The 18,512-nt window shown below is 49.1% G+C and carries 18 protein-coding genes; 14 read left to right on the plus strand and 4 right to left on the minus strand.

The features are described from left to right. The first annotated feature begins 111 nt into the window (after positions 1–111). The 4 genes from JUB14_RS17580 to JUB14_RS17595 all read left to right on the plus strand — a co-directional run bounded on the left by JUB14_RS17580 (position 112) and on the right by JUB14_RS17595 (position 5,411). On the plus strand, positions 112–816 hold the full coding sequence (locus JUB14_RS17580; RefSeq protein ID WP_207507854.1) for a S24 family peptidase: 705 nt from the start codon (positions 112–114) through the stop codon (positions 814–816). Between the two features lie 85 nt (positions 817–901). Next, positions 902–3,160, plus strand: coding sequence for an ATP-dependent helicase (locus JUB14_RS17585; RefSeq protein ID WP_207507857.1), 2,259 nt, complete (start codon positions 902–904; stop codon positions 3,158–3,160). Positions 3,161–3,238: 78 nt separating this feature from the next. Further along, complete coding sequence (locus JUB14_RS17590) at positions 3,239–4,735, plus strand: DUF4301 family protein (protein WP_207507859.1); 1,497 nt, start codon at positions 3,239–3,241, stop codon at positions 4,733–4,735. A gap of 217 nt (positions 4,736–4,952) precedes the next feature. Continuing rightward, a complete protein-coding gene (locus JUB14_RS17595; RefSeq protein WP_207507861.1) occupies positions 4,953–5,411 on the plus strand; it encodes a hypothetical protein in 459 nt (152 codons plus the stop codon). A gap of 86 nt (positions 5,412–5,497) precedes the next feature. Here JUB14_RS17595 and JUB14_RS17600 read toward each other — a convergent pair whose 3' ends face one another. After that, positions 5,498–7,312 carry a glycosyltransferase gene (locus JUB14_RS17600; RefSeq protein WP_207507863.1) on the minus strand — a complete coding sequence of 605 codons (1,815 nt, stop codon included), beginning with the start codon at positions 7,310–7,312 and terminating at the stop codon, positions 5,498–5,500. Positions 7,313–7,536: 224 nt separating this feature from the next. Here JUB14_RS17600 and JUB14_RS17605 point away from each other — a divergent pair, with 224 nt between their 5' ends. The 3 genes from JUB14_RS17605 (at position 7,537) to JUB14_RS17615 (ending at position 10,315) form a co-directional block, all read left to right on the plus strand. Further along, positions 7,537–9,114: a glycoside hydrolase family 10-like protein gene (locus tag JUB14_RS17605; RefSeq protein WP_310586158.1), complete on the plus strand. Its 1,578-nt coding sequence runs from the start codon at positions 7,537–7,539 to the stop codon at positions 9,112–9,114. Positions 9,115–9,138: 24 nt separating this feature from the next. Next, the gene (locus JUB14_RS17610) at positions 9,139–9,675 is read left to right on the plus strand and encodes a DinB family protein (protein WP_207507865.1); all 537 of its coding nucleotides are present in this window, start codon (positions 9,139–9,141) and stop codon (positions 9,673–9,675) included. A 79-nt stretch (positions 9,676–9,754) separates the two neighbouring features. Beyond that, positions 9,755–10,315 (plus strand): DUF4142 domain-containing protein, encoded by a 561-nt coding sequence (locus JUB14_RS17615; RefSeq protein WP_207507867.1) that lies wholly within the window; start codon positions 9,755–9,757, stop codon positions 10,313–10,315. Positions 10,316–10,392: 77 nt separating this feature from the next. On the opposite strand, the gene JUB14_RS17620 is transcribed toward JUB14_RS17615, so the two are convergent. Next, entirely contained in the window at positions 10,393–11,616 is a 1,224-nt protein-coding gene (locus JUB14_RS17620; protein WP_207507869.1) for a 4-hydroxy-3-methylbut-2-enyl diphosphate reductase, read from the minus strand. Between the two features lie 190 nt (positions 11,617–11,806). On the opposite strand from JUB14_RS17620, the gene JUB14_RS17625 reads away from it, so the two are divergent. The 3 genes from JUB14_RS17625 (at position 11,807) to JUB14_RS17635 (ending at position 14,248) form a co-directional block, all read left to right on the plus strand. Next, on the plus strand, positions 11,807–12,364 hold the full coding sequence (locus JUB14_RS17625) for an RNA polymerase sigma factor (RefSeq protein ID WP_207507871.1): 558 nt from the start codon (positions 11,807–11,809) through the stop codon (positions 12,362–12,364). A gap of 119 nt (positions 12,365–12,483) precedes the next feature. Next, positions 12,484–13,077, plus strand: a complete 594-nt coding sequence (locus JUB14_RS17630) for a hypothetical protein (RefSeq protein WP_207507873.1) — start codon at positions 12,484–12,486, stop codon at positions 13,075–13,077. Continuing rightward, on the plus strand, positions 13,049–14,248 hold the full coding sequence (locus JUB14_RS17635) for a hypothetical protein (RefSeq protein ID WP_229367961.1): 1,200 nt from the start codon (positions 13,049–13,051) through the stop codon (positions 14,246–14,248). The genes JUB14_RS17630 and JUB14_RS17635 overlap by 29 nt, the downstream gene beginning before the upstream one ends. 80 nt (positions 14,249–14,328) lie before the next feature. On the opposite strand, the gene purU is transcribed toward JUB14_RS17635, so the two are convergent. Beyond that, positions 14,329–15,162, minus strand: coding sequence for a formyltetrahydrofolate deformylase (gene purU, locus JUB14_RS17640; protein WP_207507875.1), 834 nt, complete (start codon positions 15,160–15,162; stop codon positions 14,329–14,331). A gap of 125 nt (positions 15,163–15,287) precedes the next feature. On the opposite strand from purU, the gene JUB14_RS17645 reads away from it, so the two are divergent. Next, the gene (locus JUB14_RS17645) at positions 15,288–16,250 is read left to right on the plus strand and encodes an isoaspartyl peptidase/L-asparaginase family protein (protein ID WP_207507877.1); all 963 of its coding nucleotides are present in this window, start codon (positions 15,288–15,290) and stop codon (positions 16,248–16,250) included. 59 nt (positions 16,251–16,309) lie between these two features. Then, positions 16,310–16,795: a free L-methionine (R)-S-oxide reductase MsrC gene (gene msrC, locus JUB14_RS17650; RefSeq protein WP_207507879.1), complete on the plus strand. Its 486-nt coding sequence runs from the start codon at positions 16,310–16,312 to the stop codon at positions 16,793–16,795. Between the two features lie 79 nt (positions 16,796–16,874). On the opposite strand, the gene JUB14_RS17655 is transcribed toward msrC, so the two are convergent. Further along, positions 16,875–17,231, minus strand: coding sequence for a YraN family protein (locus JUB14_RS17655; protein WP_207507881.1), 357 nt, complete (start codon positions 17,229–17,231; stop codon positions 16,875–16,877). 105 nt (positions 17,232–17,336) lie between these two features. Here JUB14_RS17655 and lipB point away from each other — a divergent pair, with 105 nt between their 5' ends. Both lipB and JUB14_RS17665 read left to right on the plus strand, forming a co-directional pair. Beyond that, positions 17,337–18,080, plus strand: coding sequence for a lipoyl(octanoyl) transferase LipB (lipB, locus tag JUB14_RS17660; protein ID WP_207507883.1), 744 nt, complete (start codon positions 17,337–17,339; stop codon positions 18,078–18,080). Beyond that, positions 18,077–18,490 carry a hypothetical protein gene (locus JUB14_RS17665; protein ID WP_207507885.1) on the plus strand — a complete coding sequence of 138 codons (414 nt, stop codon included), beginning with the start codon at positions 18,077–18,079 and terminating at the stop codon, positions 18,488–18,490. The genes lipB and JUB14_RS17665 overlap by 4 nt, the downstream gene beginning before the upstream one ends. Positions 18,491–18,512: the final 22 nt, after the last annotated feature.

Raw genomic sequence — 18,512 nt, forward strand, 5'->3', positions numbered from 1 at the left:
GCTTACACAAAGCTTTTTATAGGATAGGTGTAGCGATATTGCTTTCCATTTATTACTTTTGTGTCATAACTATGATGTAGTTTTATCATAAAAAATACACCTCACATATAGATGGCTGCTAAATTCGATAATGAAACTTCTGTACAGGAACGCCTGAAGCAGGTATTTGATGCTCTTGGTATAAGCATCTACCAGATTGCGAAGGATCTGGACGAGAACTCGTCTAAGTTCTATAATATCCTGAACGGACGCGCAAAGCCATCCTATGATACCATTATTCGAATTCTGGATCATTACCCACAGGTAAGCGCTGACTATCTTCTGCGTGGAGTACAGCCAGTGCTTAATGGTGCTGATCCCTCCAATGCCCGTATGGTAGCTAATGAGATCTCCTATGTAGAGGTACCATTTGTCCCTATTAAGTTTCATGCCAGCTTTGTAGAGACCTATACGGATGGATTCCGCTATACTGACCTGGAAACCTACAGTGTAAGTACAGAAGCTGTAAAAGGCCTGCGTGATCCAATCATTATTGAGATCTCTGGTAATAGCATGAGTCCGCAGTTGGTTAACGGAGCCAAGGTAATGGTAGTCCCCGTTGATCCGGGCGACTGGATCTACCAATCGGGTGGGGTGTTTGCCGTAATTTATCGTGATTTCTTTGTTGTAAAACGTATCCGAGAAAACGAACTTTTGACTAAGCGCTATCTGACTTTACACTCTGATAATCCTCTGGGAGGCAGTGTAAGTGTTCCTGCTGACGAACTCAGAGGACTCTGGCGCGTAGCTCATATTGTAAGTGCTCCCGTAGAGTAATAGCTGAAGACATAATCATTCTTTGGTTTTTCCTAACTTTGGGCTTTACTATAGTAGTAGACTACGGAAACGAGGAGAAAAATATATGAATGATTATTTGTCGAGTCTGAATGAACCTCAGCGCCAGGCGGTCACCCACGGGGATGGCCCTCTGATGATCATAGCCGGTGCGGGGTCAGGCAAAACTCGTGTACTGACCTTTCGCATCGCCCATCTTATAGAGAATGGAGTAGACCCATTCCGGATACTTTCCCTGACTTTTACCAATAAGGCCGCTGCCGAAATGCGTCAGCGCATTGAGAAGGCGATTGGTAATGAGGCCCGAAATATCTGGACGGGTACTTTCCACTCTGTATTTGCCAAGATACTGCGCATCGAAGCCCGCTACCTGGGCTACACCAGCGACTTCTCCATCTATGATACAGACGACTCCAAGTCGTTGCTGCGGAGTATTATCAAGGAATTTAACCTGGACGATAAAACCTATAAGGCTAATGTCGTATTCAACCGCATATCGGGTGCCAAGAACCGCCTGGTGTCGGCAGACGACTACCTGAACAACGCTATTATTAAGGCGGATGACGACGCGGCCCGTATGCCTGAGATCGGTCGCTTGTATAAAGCCTATACAGTACGTTGCTTCCAGGCCAATGCCATGGACTTTGATGACCTGCTCTTCAATACCAACGTGCTGTTCCGGGATTTCCCGGAAGTACTGCATAAGTACCAGCACAAGTTCCAGCACGTGATGGTAGATGAGTTTCAGGATACTAACGTTTCGCAGTACCTCATTACGCGAAAGCTGTCGGCGGTGCATCGTAACATTTGTGTGGTAGGTGATGATGCCCAGAGTATCTATGCCTTCCGCGGTGCCAACATCGAGAACATCCTGAACTTTGAAAAGGACTTTCCGGATGTACGTACCATCAAGCTCGAGCAGAACTATCGCTCTACCCAGACCATCGTCAATGTCGCCAACTCCATTATTGAGCGAAATAAGGCGCAGCTGAAAAAGAATGTCTTCACCGAAAATGACGAAGGTACCCTTATCGAAGTCATCAAGGCCAACTCTGACAATGAAGAAGGCCGGCTGATTGCTACCTCTATCTTCGAAGAGAAGATGCAGCACAGCCTGCACAATACTGACTTCGCTATCTTATACCGTACTAATGCCCAGTCACGGGCCTTTGAAGAAGCCCTGCGCAAGTTGGGTATTAAGTACCGGATTGTAGGTGGCTTATCATTCTATCAACGTAAGGAAATCAAGGACCTGCTGGCTTACCTGCGTTTCACGGTCAACCAGCAGGACGAAGAAGCTTTCAAACGGATCATCAACCTACCTAAGCGCGGCATTGGCGATACGACCGTAGCCAAGATTACCGTCACGGCTGCCGAACGCCAGGTACCTATCTGGGAGGTAGTAAGTAACATACATCAGTATGTAGGTGGCCGCTCTACGGCACCTATTGAGCAGTTTTCAACGCTGATCAAAAGCTTCAAACTCCTGATCGAGCAGGGGAAAGATGCTTATGAGGTAGCTTCGCATATAGCTAAAACCTCCGGCTTGCTGCGTGAACTGTACGAGGATAAAACCGTAGAGGGTCTGTCGCGCTACGAGAACGTGCAGGAGTTGCTCAACGCCATCAAGGAGTACGTAGATAATGCCGAGACTGAAGATAAGTCGCTAAGTTCATTCCTGCAGTCGGTATCGCTACTGACTAATGCTGATGAACCCGATGAGGATGGAGATAATGATCGCATCACCCTGATGACCATCCACTCGGCCAAAGGGCTTGAATTCCGTAATGTATACGTAGTAGGGATGGAAGAAGACCTATTCCCCAGCCAGATGATGCTCGAGAGCCGGCAGGATCTGGAAGAGGAGCGGCGTCTGTTCTACGTGGCCATTACCCGGGCGGAGAGAAAACTTACCTTTTCCTACGCCGAAAGCCGCTATCAGTGGGGCCGTCTGAAAATGTGTGAGCCCAGTCGCTTCCTGATGGAGGTAGACCAGCGCTACCTCAATTCTTCCAAGACTACCCGGAGCCTGGCTGAGCGCGAAACATCACCCGCTCCCATGGCTTTCCTGAAGAACATGAGCCAGCGTCCGGCTGCTCCCAGCAAACCGGCTGCCGCCAGTAATCATGTACCTTCTTCTGATTTCACCCCCAGTGATACCTCCGGCCTTACCGAGGGGCAGCGCGTCGAGCATCCCAAGTTTGGCTTTGGAGTAGTGAGCAAGGTAGATATTAACGGTACCGATCGTAAAGCCGTCGTCAAATTTGATTCCGTTGGGGAGAAGACCCTCCTTCTAAGCTTTGCTAAGTTGAGGATCCTGAATTGATTAATTCTTTTCCCGAAAAATTTTTTAAACCTAAACCTTTAAACTATACTTCCTATCCTAAAACCTACATACAAGACTATGTTTAATGATGACGATTTACAGCTTATAAAAGAGCGTGGCAGTGATGTCGCGCTCGTAGAAGAACAAATTAATTACTTCATAGATGGCTTCCCCTTTCTGCCGCTTTCAAAGGCAGCTACGGTTGGTGAAGGTATCATACGCCTGTCGGACGAGCAGATTCAGCAGTTAACGGCTGAGTTTGACCGAAGTGCCGCCGAAGGAGAAATAAGCCTGCTCAAATTTGTCCCGGCTTCGGGAGCCGCTACCCGGATGTTTAAGTCGCTGTTTGCGTTCCTGGAGCAGGATAAAAGCGACAAGTCAGTCGAAGAGTTCTTTGAGCGTCTGACTGAGTTTGCTTTCTACAATGATCTGCAGGAAGCCTTGACGGCCGACGGCAAAGACATCAATACAGCCGACCGTAAGACAATAGCGGAATATTTCCTGACTGATAAAGGACTGGGCTACGGTAGCCTTCCCAAAGGTCTGCTTGAGTTTCACCGTTATGAAGATGGCTCCCGAACTCCACTGGAAGAGCACCTGGTAGAAGGCGCGCTCTACGCTAATGCCGGCGGAAGGGTTCAGATCCACTTCACTGTATCGCCTGAGCACCGCGATAAATTTGAAAAGCTGGTCGTAGAGGTACTTCCTACGTACGAAAGCCGCTTCGGGGTGAAGTACTACGTGTCTTTCTCTGAGCAAAAAGCCTCTACCGATACCATTGCCGTGAATATGGACAACACGCCTTTCCGCGAGAAAGACGGTAGTCTGTTATTCCGGCCGGCCGGACACGGAGCACTGCTCGAGAATCTGGCAGGTCTTGATGCGGATGTTATCTTCACCAAGAATATTGATAACGTAGTACCTGATCGTCTGAAAGATACTACCATCACCTATAAAAAAGCACTGGCGGGCATACTCCTCAGCTACCAAAAGCGGATATTCAGCTATATAGAGAAGCTTGAGAAAGGACAGGATGCTGCACTGCTGGAAGAGCTGGACCGCTTTTTCCAGGAAGAGCTTTCGGTTCGCCCTCCACAGGGCTACACCAGCTGGTCAGACGATGAGAAGGCTGCTTACTTCCTCCGTAAACTGGACCGTCCTTTACGTGTATGCGGTATGGTAAAGAACGAAGGCGAGCCTGGTGGTGGTCCTTTCTGGGCTGACAATGCCGACGGATCAGCTTCGTTGCAGATTGTGGAATCAGCACAGGTAGATATGGATAATGAATCGCAGAAATCTATATTCAAGAATGCTACACACTTCAATCCCGTAGATCTGGTAGGCGCCATGAAAAACCGCCATGGTCAGGCATACGATCTGCGTCGTTTCCGCGATCCGATGACGGGCTTCGTTTCCAATAAGTCCAAGGATGGCAAAGACCTGAAGGCCCAGGAACTACCGGGACTCTGGAATGGCTCTATGGCTGATTGGAATACCCTGTTCGTAGAGGTACCTCTTGTCACCTTCAATCCGGTGAAGACGGTGAATGACCTGCTCCGCGAGCAGCACCAGTAGTATCATACTCACAAAAAAGGTCCGGGGAAAGCTCAGCTCTACCGGACCTTTTTTTTATGCGCTGTTGTACTCAATGCTCCTATAAGTATAAACACAAATGCTGCTAAGTGACTGATACTTCTTTAGCGGCTGCCTCCGTTAAGTGTAAACCACCTACTTTTGTACCCAACTTATATCAACCCTCCATCTATACTTTAAAGTAACACCTGAATACCACATGAAACCTCTTCCTCTACTATGCTTTTTAGTGCTGCTTGCAGGAGGCTGCAAGCCCCCTCATGATGTCTATCGCAATGAAGTTTTGAATGGCCATTTTCAAGCCAGAGAACAGTACTTTCTTAAATCAGGTCAGATGGTCCCACTGCGGGATCAGGGACAATTTCTGCGTACAGAGTATAATACCCTGCGGGTCTATCAGGGTGACTCTACCTTAGTGTACCTTCCCGACTATAAGCAGAACCAGGAACTAAGCAGCCAGAAAGACGGTATACTCGTTCTGGAAGCTAATACGCCCGAGGGGTTAAAAAGTATTCGGATTACAATGGGAGATGACTACCGGAGCACTGCCCAAAGCCTGCCCTTTACCATGGGACAGCTAATCGACGGCCCTTATAATGCTGAGTTGGATACTGTACAAACGGTATATGATAAAATCGACTTTACATTATTTCAGTAGCAATTCAGACCATGGGTACTCTAAAAAGCGAAAGCCGGTTGATGATCAACCGGCTTTCGCTTTTTATATACAAATGACTCGATTCATTAGGGCTTCTTACGCTTGATGGCCAGGTCATGGGCGGTATCGTAGTAGGAGCGCAGATTAGTCCAGTCAAAAATATCAGAAATATTCTCCACCCGGTTCCGTTGCATAATACGGTCGCGGCGTTGCATCCTCACAAACTTGAACAGTATATCGGCTAACTGATCGGCAGCCTGCGTGAAGTTCTGCGACTTGCGATTGATCACGTAGATACCTCGGTTCTCGTAGTCACGCATGATCTGCATGATATAATCACCGAAGCCCGAGAGGTCGCTGGTTACTGTAGGTACTCCACGTACGATACACTCGAGAGGCGTATACCCCCAGGGCTCATAGTAGCTTGGGAATACCCCCAGATGACATCCCCGAACAAACTGTCCGTAATCAAGTCCAAATAAAGGATTGGTAGAGGCAATAAAATCAGGGTGGTAAACAATCTTAACCCGATCACGCTCATTGTTTACCAGATTAGCTTTACGGCAAAAATCGGTGATACCATCGTCCTGCTTCAAGTCATGCGTGACAAAAGCAGGCAATCGCTCGGTTTTCCAGGTCTGGATGGTCCGGCGCAGGCGTAGCCGCCAGTACTCATCCACGAAGTTGTTCAGGTCGGGCATCTTGTGGTCGCTACCAGCGGCTGTCGCCAGAAACAACCGCTCCCCTACCTGCTTCTCAATAGCAGTACATGTCTCCTGAAGTTCATCCAGTACCGCTCTGGACTGCAGTACATCGGCATTGATAGAGTAGTAAGGCTGCTTGGTCACAATGAACATCACTACTGTCATATCCATATTGGCCTGTACCATCTTCCAGTTCAGGCGTGCCAGCGCTTCCAGCGTAAGATCGTATCCTTTGTTACTATACTCAAAGCGTCCGGACGTGAAGAAGTAGAGCGTTTTGTCAAGGTCAAATGAATAGCTCGGGAAGAAGTGCCCCAGCACAAACTCATGGATCTGCTCCTTGTACTTGACGTGCAGGTTCTGAAACTCGTGTACCGCCGAGAAACGGGTCACGTTCAGACCATTGGGAGTAACCAGATCCGGCATGCGCCCCAGGAACACCTCACACTCGCGGGCGGTCACATCACTTACCGTAGTGAGTACATGCGCATTCTGAGCGGCTAGCCGCTCTATAGTCGCCTGGGTTTCGATGCCGTAGTTACGGGCCTCGTGTTCCCAGTCAAAGAACGGAAGCTTATTATAGAATCCTTCCACATTCTGAGCCAAGTACCTTCCCAGCATGGTAGCATGGGTAGTGAAGGTAACCGCTACTTTTACATTATCACGTCGGAGATCAGGTAAGGCAGTACCTGCCATCCACTCATGCATCTGCACTACTATCTCAGACTTCCTGGCGTTTTCGGCGGCAAATTCGGTAAGGAATACGCGTGTGGCCTCCCCAAAAAGCAGTACCTGATTAACCAGCTCTTCAACGTTAAGCGTAGATATCCGGTGGTGTTCCCACAATCCGTACTTGATCTTGTCGAGCTGGGGAGCCATACTCTGAATATCAAACAGGACAACCCGTGGCTTACCTGTCACCAGCCAATAGCCATAGTGGACGGTATAACCCAATTCGCGCATACGGCGTACCGTACGCCCGGCGGGCGAATCATCCAGATCCGATATAGGTTCGAATTCAGAGGCAGCCTTCTGCGGAAAGTAAGGCCCCAGCAGGAAATAATCTTCGCCCCACTTTTCTACCATGGCTGGTACTTTGGTGCGGATTACGGTATAAATGCCCCCTACCTGGTTACAAACTTCCCAGGCTACTTCAAATAGTAATGTATTCTTTGGCGTTTTTACGTATGGTTCCAAAATATAGTATGAGTTAGACCAATCTGCGGATTAGATTGAAAGGTACTATTTTTCATTAAAATCACAAAAGCACACACTTTATACCCGAAAAATGCGATAAAGTTAATTAAGGCCATTCCGTAAGGAACGACAAAGAGTGAAATTGAATCCTCCTGTACTTACGACTTTCGCATTAAAATTCTTTACTTTGAAGATAGTAAATTAACTTTCAGTAGTCTGGTTCTGTGAAAAATTTCCGTGCCCTAACCTTCAGTCTTTTCTTCAGTACCGTTCTGATGGTGTCATGTCAGGCGCAATCCTCTGTGTCTGAACAACCCGAGCCTTACATACCTCCCAAACGCGAATTCAGGGCCGTATGGATTGCCACTGTAGATAATATCGACTGGCCTAGCCGAAAGAACATGCAGCCGGATGAGCAGAGGCGGGAGTTTGCAGAACTCCTGGACTTTCATCGGCAAAATGGTATCAACTCGGTATTTGTACAGGTACGTGCGGCCGGCGATGCCTTCTACGCCAAAAGCCCTGAACCCTGGTCGGAGTGGCTGACAGGCCAGCAGGGTCGCGCGCCTGAGCCCTTTTACGATCCACTGGAGTACATGATAGAGACTTCCCACCGCCGGGGACTGGAGTTTCATGCCTGGCTCAATCTCAACCGGCTGGTTCATAAATCCTCCACCAGCGTATCTCCCCAGAACCTCAGCTATACCAAGCCCGGCTGGATACTGAGCTACGACGGCTACAAGCTCTTTAACTTTGGTTTGCCCGAGGTACGTCAGTTCATAACGGATATGACCGTTAACATTGCCAAAAACTACGATGTAGACGGTATCCACTTTGACGATTATTTCTACCCCTATGCCGTACGGGGACAAACCTTACAGGATGATGAAACCTATAAAAAATACGGCCAGGGATTTTTTAACAAAGCCGACTGGCGACGTCACAACGTAGACCTGCTCATCAAACAGATCCACGACGCACTGATGGAGGTGAATCCACGCCTCAAGTTTGGCATAAGCCCGTTTGGGGTATGGCGCAACCGTAATGCTACACCCGATGGCTCCGAAACCTACGGCGGCCTTACTTCTTACGATGACCTGTTTGCCGATACCCGCAAGTGGATCAAAGAAGGATGGATTGACTACGTAGCTCCCCAGGTATACTTCTCTTCCGGATTTAATAAAGTACCCTACCGGAATCTGGTAGACTGGTGGAGCAACAACCGATTTGAGCGGCACCTGTACATTGGTCAGGGTGCTTACCGGGCCGGTTATAAAGATCTGGATAAGACCTGGGCTAATCCGCGGGAGATACCTAATCAGGTACGGTATCTGCGCCAGCACGGTGCTGAAGGAAGTATTTATTTTAGTTCACGCTCGATGAAGGCCAACAGCCTTGGCTTTGTAGATTCGCTGCGCAACGATCTGTACCGCTACCCCGCTCTGATACCTACCATGCCCTGGAAGGATAATACGCCCCCATTGTCCCCTCAGAACCTGAAGGCTACGGTACATCCGCGTGGAATTGAGCTATTTTGGGAAGCACCCGAACCCGCCGAAGATGGCGACAAGGCCTGGTACTACGTCATTTATCGATTCGACCCGGAGCATACGCCCAGCGCCCGCGATCCACGTCGTATTGTAGGTCTGTGTCATGTAGGAGAGCGTTTTCTGGATACTACCGCTATGCCCGGCAAGCGATATGCTTACTACATTACTGCAGTTGATCGTCTGCATAACGAGGGCCGCCCCATTGGTCCCCTCAGGATTATGATGAATGACAAGGCTCTAGAGCAGTTTTAGCGTATCCACTCTAACAATATACCTATGGGACTCCTCGAGATCCAGCATAGATTCAATACTTCCGCCAGTGGCTACGTCGCGGCACTTGATCGTTATACCGATGAGCAATTCGCAGCAAAGCCCTCCGCCGAAGCCTGGTCGCTGGCGCAGATGTACGAACACCTGTACCTGGCTACTACCTACTTTTTTCTGGCCAATGCCAAACGCTGTACCGAAAGACGTAAAGGACAAGTAGGTGGCGAACTGAATGATCTAGGAAGAAACCTCTTTAAGTACAATAGCTTTCCACCTGTTAAGCTGCGTCCGCCGGATTCACTGCGGGTACCTGAACCGGTAGGACGCTCCCGCGATGAGTACCGTACCCTCTTTGCGCAGCTCATCCCCAGTTCTGATGCACTCATGGAAGCCATAGCGGCCGACGATAGTACTTATAAGGCGCTGCAACCGGCCTTTGGCTGGCTTACCGCCCGGGAGTGGTACCATGTAGGCGAAATGCACCTGCGCCACCACCATCGTCAGCAGCAGGAACTGGAAGCATGGCTGCGCTCTCTCGCCTCATAAGCTACTGAAGTAACTGCTGGCATAGATATTTAACTACGTTTAGAGCATTATTAACACTCACTTTAAATTAGTTATTTCTATGAAAAGAATAGCATTGAATGTACTGATGGCGACAAGTCTGTTCGCGGCAGTAGCCTGTAACGAAACCAAAAAAGATGACAGCGCTGAAATGGCCGAAGAACAAAATGAAGCCCGGATGGGCGATGCCATGGAAGACGATGCCGAGTTTGCGGTAGCCGCTGCCGACGGAGGTATGTTTGAGGTACAGATGGGGGAACTTGCTCAGAAAAACGGATCGGCGGCCCAGGTGAAGGAGTTTGGCCAGATGATGGTCAATGATCATGGCAAGGCCAACGAGGAACTAAAAGCTCTGGCCCAGCAGAAAAACATCACCCTGCCTACTTCGCTCAGTTCTGAAAAGCAGGAAAAATACAATGAACTGTCCAAAAAGACCGGAGCAGAATTTGATAAATCCTACATGGACCTGATGGTACAAGATCACAAGAAAGATATTGAGGAGTTCAGAGAAATGAGCCAGGAAGGAAAGGATGCAGAATTAAAAACCTGGGCAACCAGTAAGGTACCTACTCTGGAGATGCACCTGCAGCGAGCCCAGACTATTCAGGGAGCCGTTCAATAAATACATCTGCTATCTATAACACAGCGAGGCAGGGGTTAGTACCTTGCCTCGCTGTGTTATATTAAGTATAATAGTGGTTATCTGTATATCTCCATCACCTCCTCTACCGGACGGATACCTTCGTAGAAGGACAGCAGCCGCATCAGGATACCCTCCACGACCGCATCCGGACAGGAGGCGCCACAGGTAAGCATGATAGTAACAGGTTCTTCCGGCAGGTAATTTTCCGTCACTACCTCTTCCTTTGTATGCAAATTATAGTGGCGGATCAACTGGCGATCCAGTAGCTTATCGGCTGAAGCAATAAAGTAGGTAGGCAGCTTTTCTTCGCACAACTCTACCAGATGCGAGGTGTTGGAGCTGTTATAACCTCCGGCTACTATCACAAAGTCGGCCGGGTGCGTTAGCAGAGCATAGGTAGCATCCTGATTATCATTGGTAGCATAGCAGAGTGTATCGCGGGTATTGGCAAAGTGCTCATCTACCTGCTCAGGCGCCAGATGAAAATGGTAAATCATGACCTGCTTCAGATAATCAGCTATTCCCTGCGTATCCGCCGCCAGCATAGTAGTCTGATTGACTACCCCGATGCGACGCAGGTCCTGCGCTGGGTTGAAGCCTTCGGAGTACTGCCCCCTGAACTCTTCGTAAAATTGCTCTGGGGTAGATTCTCCCGTAATATAAGTAGCCAGTCGCTGGGCCTGAGCCATATCTTTGACTACTATCGTAGGCGCTCCTTCTTTGCTGTGGGAGAAAGTAGCACGGGTTTCTTCGTGGGTAGGCTTACCGTGTACTACTACGGTATACTGCTTCTCCCCGATCTGAGCGGCACGCTTCCATACTTTCTCCACAAAGGGACAGGTCGTATCATACTGGTAAGCATTAATACCCAGCTCGGCCAACTTGTTCTGTATTTCTATGGTAGTACCAAAAGCTGGTACAATTACGGTATCATCCGGCGTTAGTTCAGCCCAGGGTATAAGCTGATTGCCCTTAGTATCCAAGATAAACTGTACCCCCCGATCCTGCAGGTCGCGGTTCACGTCGGGATTGTGAATCATCTCACTCAGTAGAAATATGCGCTTGCCTTCGTTCTCAGCAATGGCTTTATAAGCTATATCGATGGCATTTTCTACCCCGTAGCAGAACCCAAAGTGCCGTGCGATCAGGAAACGTACCGGACCGAAATCCAGCACCGTAGGAGTAAAGTCCCGCTTGAGTTTGTCTTTTTGTCGACGATACTCTTTGATGGGGGTAATGATACGGCTACGATAGAAATCAGGGATATTGAAGGTCTTCATGAAAGTAATTCTCTTTTATGAGGGCAAAGTTACGCTAGCTTTTTAAAGAACAACCACCCTGAAAGCTTTGTTCATAGCTGATTCAGAATGTTGTTGCAACCACTATCTTAAAAAAATTCTACTCCGGATGCAACGCCCTATCGCCGGTCAGTGTCTTTGATTCAGAACGTTCAACTATTACTCCTTCTGCTTGGAAACAAAACTTTACACCGACCGGCATGTCGATTTGGTGGAGCGCTGTAAGCAAGGCGAACGCAAGGCACAGTACGAGCTTTATAAGCATTACTCTAAAGCCATGTACAACGTCTGCCTGCGGATGCTCAACCATGTGGGTGAAGCAGAGGATGCTTTGCAGGAGGCTTTTGTGGATGCGTTTACACATATTCATCAGTTCAGGCAGCAGTCTACGTTCGGGGCGTGGCTGAAGCAGATCGTGGTGAACAAGGCAATTAACCAGCTCAGAAGCCGTAAAGTACAATGGGTCGAAATCGATGAATGGCAGGAAGCTGAAGAAGCCAACAGCCCTTCGGAAGAAATGGCCTACCTGGAAGATGACCAATCGTACGAAGTGGAGCGCATCCGGTGCGCCATGAAAAGCCTCCCCGAAGGCTATCGCGTGGTGCTGAGCTTGTACCTGTTTGAAGGCTACGACCATGAAGAGATCGGCGAAGTACTCGGTATCAGTGAGACTACTTCCCGAACTCAGTACATGCGGGCCAAACGAAAATTGCTGGAATTGATGAAATAAGTAGAATGGAAGAGGGTGCGAATGGAGTAAAGCGAAAAAGTAAGTAAACCGTAAGCTAGTTGCTAAACCTAATCCCTAATACCATTTGATAATTTTTTACTAATCAATCTGATAATACGATGAGAAAGCCTTCTGATAAGAAAGATCGGCTGGAGCGGTTTGTGCGGGATAATCGTGAGGCGTTCGACAGCTTTGAGCCGAGCGACGATCTATGGGGACGTATTGAGGAGCAGTTTGGAGAAGCTCCCAAAACAAACAAAGTAAAACGGCTGAAATGGTGGGGCAAAGCCTACCTCGACTGGCGCATAGCCGCCGGAATAGTAATGGCCGTGGGAATGTCTTATGTCTACTACCTCAATAATCAATACGGGGTCACGCGTGATCCTAAAGTAGCCCTGGTAGTGCCTACCTATGCCCGGGAGTTTAACCAGTACTCGCTAGCCATTGACGAAAAGCGCAACGAACTCGTCCGGCTCACCAGCGACAATCCCGAATTATACAAAGAGTTCTCGGGTGACCTCGACCGCCTGGAACGTAACTATCAGAACCTGAAATCTGAACTTCCCAAGGCTCCGAACCAGGAGGCCCTGATCCAGGCTATGATCCAGAACCTGCAGTGGCAGCTCGACCTGCTCAATCAACAACTAACTATTCTTCAACGAATCAAAGAGGCCGATAAAAGCCATGAAAAAGATAATAGTACCATTATTTAGTCTGCTCACGCTGATTCAGATACTCAGTGTACAGGCAGGGCCACGTCTGGCCGCGCCACGCTTGGACGTCCCTAGTCTGGATGGACCCGGTCTGGATGGACCCGGTCCCGATGGGCCTCGTCCTGCGGGGAGACCAGCCTTATGCATAGTAGTTCCAGGGCGGGATATCATCCTGATGGATAACGACGCTGGTCTGGTCGAAAAACGTAAGACTATCGTGAAAGTATTTGACGTAACGGCCAAAGATCAGCTCATGGTCGACAATCAGTTTGGCCAGGTAAAGGTCAACCTGTGGGATAAAAAAGATGTCCGGGTAGATGTAGTGATCACAGCCAATGCACCTACTGACCAGCGCGCCCAGGAGTACCTGAGTTCGGTGACCATTGATGAAAAGCGCGAAGGTAGTCAGATCAGCCTCCGCACGAATATTGATCGGGATCACTTTGGGAGCAACAACTGGAGCGCCTGGAAGAGCACCAGCAGGGAGAATAAAAACTTTATCCAGATTGATTATACCATTAATATGCCAAAGAGTAATGCACTGGTGGTACATAATAAGTTTGGTGATACCAACATACCGGTATTTCATGCACCACTTACTGTCAACTCAAAGCATGGTAACTTTTTTGCCACTGACCTTGACAACTTGCAGAACGTCATACAGGTAGCATTTGGCAATGCCGATATAAAAACCATGAAAGGTGGTAAGCTGGAAATGCGCTATGGCGACCTGCAGTTAGACCGCGCCACTACTTTAACATTGATCAACAAATTCGGAAAACTCAATATCCGTGAAGTAGACCGGCTGCACGCCGATATTGACTACTCAGGTGCCAGCATCGGAACGCTCACCGAATACTGCAAAGTAAGGGTGAGTTACTCCGATAACTTCCGGATCAATCAACTACCGCAATCGGCGGAGAATGTAGATATCCAGGCAGCCTATTCGTCGGTAGTGCTACCAGCCGAGCAAAGCAATTTTGATGTGACGGTCACCCACGGACAATTCAGGTATCCAAACAACGTAAAGGTGTCGCTTACTAATCAACCCGGTCAGGAGCAAAGATCCCCCCGTACCTCTACCCGGTCTTACGAAGGCAGAGTGGGCGCCGGTACCGGTACCAGGATCAAGGTTATCTCCAAGTTTGGGGACGTAAGCCTGAAAGACTAGCTTTCCCACATTATATCACTATAAAAAAGTCCTGCGACCAGAGCCGCAGGACTTTTTTATAGTGATATTTTAAATACGCTTTACAGGATAATGGTCCGGTTGTTATGGATAAATACCCGGTCATTGAATACCAGCTTCAGGGCTTTTGAAAGTACCAGCTTCTCCGTGTCGCGCCCTAGCGTAGCCATGTCCGTGGCCGTCTGCCGATGATCTACCTCCTTTACATCCTGCGCTATGATCGGTCCCTCGTCCAGGTCATCATTGACAAAGTGTGCCGTAGCTCCGATAATCTTTACCCCCCGCTCGTACGCCTGCCGGTAGGGGTTAGCTCCTACAAACGCGGGTAAGAATGAGTGGTGAATATTGACAATACGGCTGGAGTAGTGCTTTACAAAGTCCGAGGTAAGTACCCGCATGTACTTAGCCAGTACTACGTACTCAGGCTGGTAGATATCCAGCGTCCGCAGTATAGCCTCCTCGTGCTCCTGGCGGGTTTTGTGCTCGTGTGAGATATAGTGGAACGGTATCCCAAACTTGCTCACGAAGGGCTGTAGTACATTATAGTTGCTGATAACAGCCTGTATATTTGCATCCAGTTCATCAAACGCATAGCGGATCAGCAGCTCACCCAGGCAGTGGTGCTCCTTGGTTACCATTAGTACCACATCCTTTTTCTTCTTCGGATTTACCCGCAGATTGATTACCTGAGGTAGTTCGTTTTGCAGTACTACCAGCAGTTGATCCGGATCTGCTTCTCCCTCAAACTCAGTACGCATAAAGAAGTACCCGGAGGGGCTTACGTATTCGTCGTTGCGGATGATATTGAGGTTATGTTCAAAGAGGACGCGGGTTACGTGATAGATCAATCCTTTGTGATCGGGACCATCCATCAGCAGGATATGGCGGTTATTCATAAAATTTTTTAATAAATTGCTCGTATATTCAATGTACTACTTCTGAGCGTACAGCTCCGGAAGTAGCTACCAGAGTTACGGATGTTCAAATTAAAGCAGTTATAGCTTACTCACCTACCTTTTCTATGCTGAATCGTCGAAAATTTCTACAGGCTGGCGGAGCCGCCCTTATCTCTCCTGCCCTTCCCCCTACTGAACCTACCGCTCAGGGAGGAGGCCTTCCTATGGCTATATGTACCTGGGATCGTCTCAAAGCCAACGAAGCGGCCCGCACCATACTCGAGAAAAAAGGCCGGGCACTGGATGCCGTCGAAGCAGGGGTACGAGTGCAGGAAGCCGACCCCAACGACACCAGCGTAGGCTACGGCGGCCTTCCCGACCGCGACGGCCACGTCACCCTCGACGCCTGTATTATGGACGAAAAAGGCAACGCCGGGGCGGTGACCTTCCTGGAGCATATCATGCACCCGATATCGGTAGCCCGTATGGTGATGGAGAAAACGCCACACGTGATGCTTAGCGGCGAAGGTGCCCTGCAGTTTGCGCTGGCTAACGGCTTCAAGAAAATTAACCTGCTTACCCCAAGATCCGAGAAGGCCTGGAAGGAGTGGCTCAAGACAGCCAAGTATAAGCCCATCGTTAACGTAGAGCGTCACGATACCATTGGTATGCTGGCTCTGGATGCGCAGGGCGATATGTCAGGTGCCTGTACCACCAGCGGTATGGCCTTCAAGCTGCACGGCCGCGTAGGTGACTCGCCTATTATCGGAGCGGGACTATATGTAGATAATGAAGTAGGTGGAGCCTGTGCTACGGGAGTAGGTGAATTTGTAATGCGGACGCTGGGGTCTTTTCTGCTGGTAGAGCTCATGCGGCAGGGACGCAGCCCTCAGCAGGCGTGTGAGGAGGCCATCGGTCGTATCGTCAAAGGCAAAACTAAGGATGATTTCAAAGACTTTCAGGTAGGGTACCTGGCGGTAAATAAGAAGGGTGAGTACGGTGCGTATAGCATCCAGAAAGGCTTCAACTACGCCCTATACCAGAACGGCCAGAACCGCGTCATTGAGTCAGACTACTGGATGAAGTAACTTTTCTGACCCTGTTTACGTTCAGGTATTCTGACTAGTTGATAAAGTACCCATTACTCATGGCTGAAACACTTACCATACCTACCACCACCAACCGTGCCGCTATCTACGCGGCTATATACCCGCAGATAGCCGCGCTGATCGAAGACGAGAGCGACCTGACGGCTAATCTGGCTAATGTAGCCGCTGCACTGAAAGAAGCGTTTGGATTTTTCTGGGTAGGCTTTTATATCACTAAAGAAGGGCAACTGGTACTGGGACCATTCCAGGGACCTATCGCCTGTACCCGTATTCCGTTTCACAAAGGTGTATGCGGAGCTTGCTATACGCGTCGCGAAACCATCATTGTACCCGACGTAGAGGCTTTCCCCGGCCATATAGCCTGTAGCTCTGCTTCCCGGTCGGAAATCGTAGTACCTGTGTACCACCGCAATGGTACCGTAGCCATGGTACTGGATGTAGACAGCGACCAGCTCGATGACTTTAGCGAGGCCGATGCCGAAGGCCTGGAAAAGATAATGAGACTGCTCGAGCGGAAGCTGTAGTGGCACCTTGGTGCCACCGCTACTTACATAAAAGCTGGCCGTTGACAAGGTTACTGAAGTACCCCTCTCAACGGCCAGCTCAACAAAAGGCATCCTCAATGTGACGGATATTGATACCTCCATCCGGAAACAGAATGATAGAAATAATGTCGAACCGTACATCAAAATGCCAGTTGGTGTCGAAGATGTACCCTTCGGCCGCCTTCATGACCAGCTTGGCTTTGGTGTAGTTCACAAACTCTTCGGGCAGGCCGTAGCCCGTGCCGGTGCGGGTCTTTACCTCTACGAATATCAGTAGTTTTCCCTTCTTTGCGATCAGGTCTATCTCGGCGTGGCGGTGACGGTAGTTTTTGACTACTATTTCGTAGCCTTTGCCCTGCAGGTACTCTACCGCTTTCTTTTCACCCCAATTGCCGGTATCATTATGTTGTGCCATCCCGAACATTTTTAGCCTAATTTAACGTTAATTTACATAGGTCTTGGGCTACTGAAAGTACTTTCGCAGCCGACTGACCTGTTAGATACTACTTCTTACTACCAAATGAATACCCGCATTAATAAGTACGTTGAATTTCGGGACCTGGGACTGATCGATTACCAGCAAGCCTGGGACTACCAGGAGGGGCTGTTTGCTGACATCATCGCGACCAAGATCCAGAACCGTGATAAGGCTCCCGACGAGCAGACGCTGACGCCCAACTACCTGCTCTTCTGCCAGCACCCCCACGTGTACACGCTCGGCAAGAGTGGTAAGCCGGAGCACTTGCTACTGGATACCGAAGGGCTGGATCAGAAACAGGCCAGGTACTACAAGATCAACCGGGGGGGCGATATTACCTACCACGGTCCGGGGCAACTGGTAGGCTACCCGATCTTGGACCTGGATAACTTCTTTACGGATATCCACCGCTATATGCGAATGCTGGAAGAAGGGATCATCCTGACGCTAGCTGACTACGGACTGGATGCCGGCCGGATTGAAGGTCTGACGGGTGTGTGGCTCGACCATGTAGAGCAGCGAAACCCGCGCAAGGTCTGTGCGATGGGTGTAAAGTCGAGCCGGTGGGTCACCATGCACGGCTTTGCCCTGAACGTCAATACTGATCTGACGTACTTCGGGCATATAGTACCCTGCGGTATTCAGGATAAAGCCGTAACGTCTATCGAATCAGAGTTAGGACATGCGGTAGTCATGAAAGAAGTAGCCCATATATTAAAGAACCATCTGGCCGTTCTGTTTGAAATGGATCTGGCAGAAACATCAACACAAAGTATAGATCAATGAAAAAAGACATCACCTTTTTACCCGTCGAAGGTATACAGATAGCCATCGTAAGAAATACAAATGAATTGAATCAACCGGAGTGGCATGTCGTACTGTTGAACCGCAACGAGGTTGCCATCAACAACATATTTGTCACCTCCAAAGGATATAGCAATACTGAGTCTGGTACAGACTCTGAACAACGTACCTCTACCCTGCGTCATTTCTTTGCCGAGATACAACCCAATGCCCACGTAGTCGTGGAGCCCATTATGCCGGATGTGTTTCACCTGAATAATGAATACTGGGTGAGCTACTTTATCGGGAGCCAGATTTACGATAAAAAGTTTATCTTCGTGCCGGACAGCATTGTGGAAGATAACATCATTGAGATAGCTCCGCTGGGGCTGGAAGGTGTACTTCACGAGTAGGACTGTCCATTTTGGGTAAGGG

The sequence above is a fragment of the Telluribacter humicola genome (assembly GCF_017355935.1).
Lineage (GTDB): Bacteria > Bacteroidota > Bacteroidia > Cytophagales > Spirosomataceae > Telluribacter > Telluribacter humicola.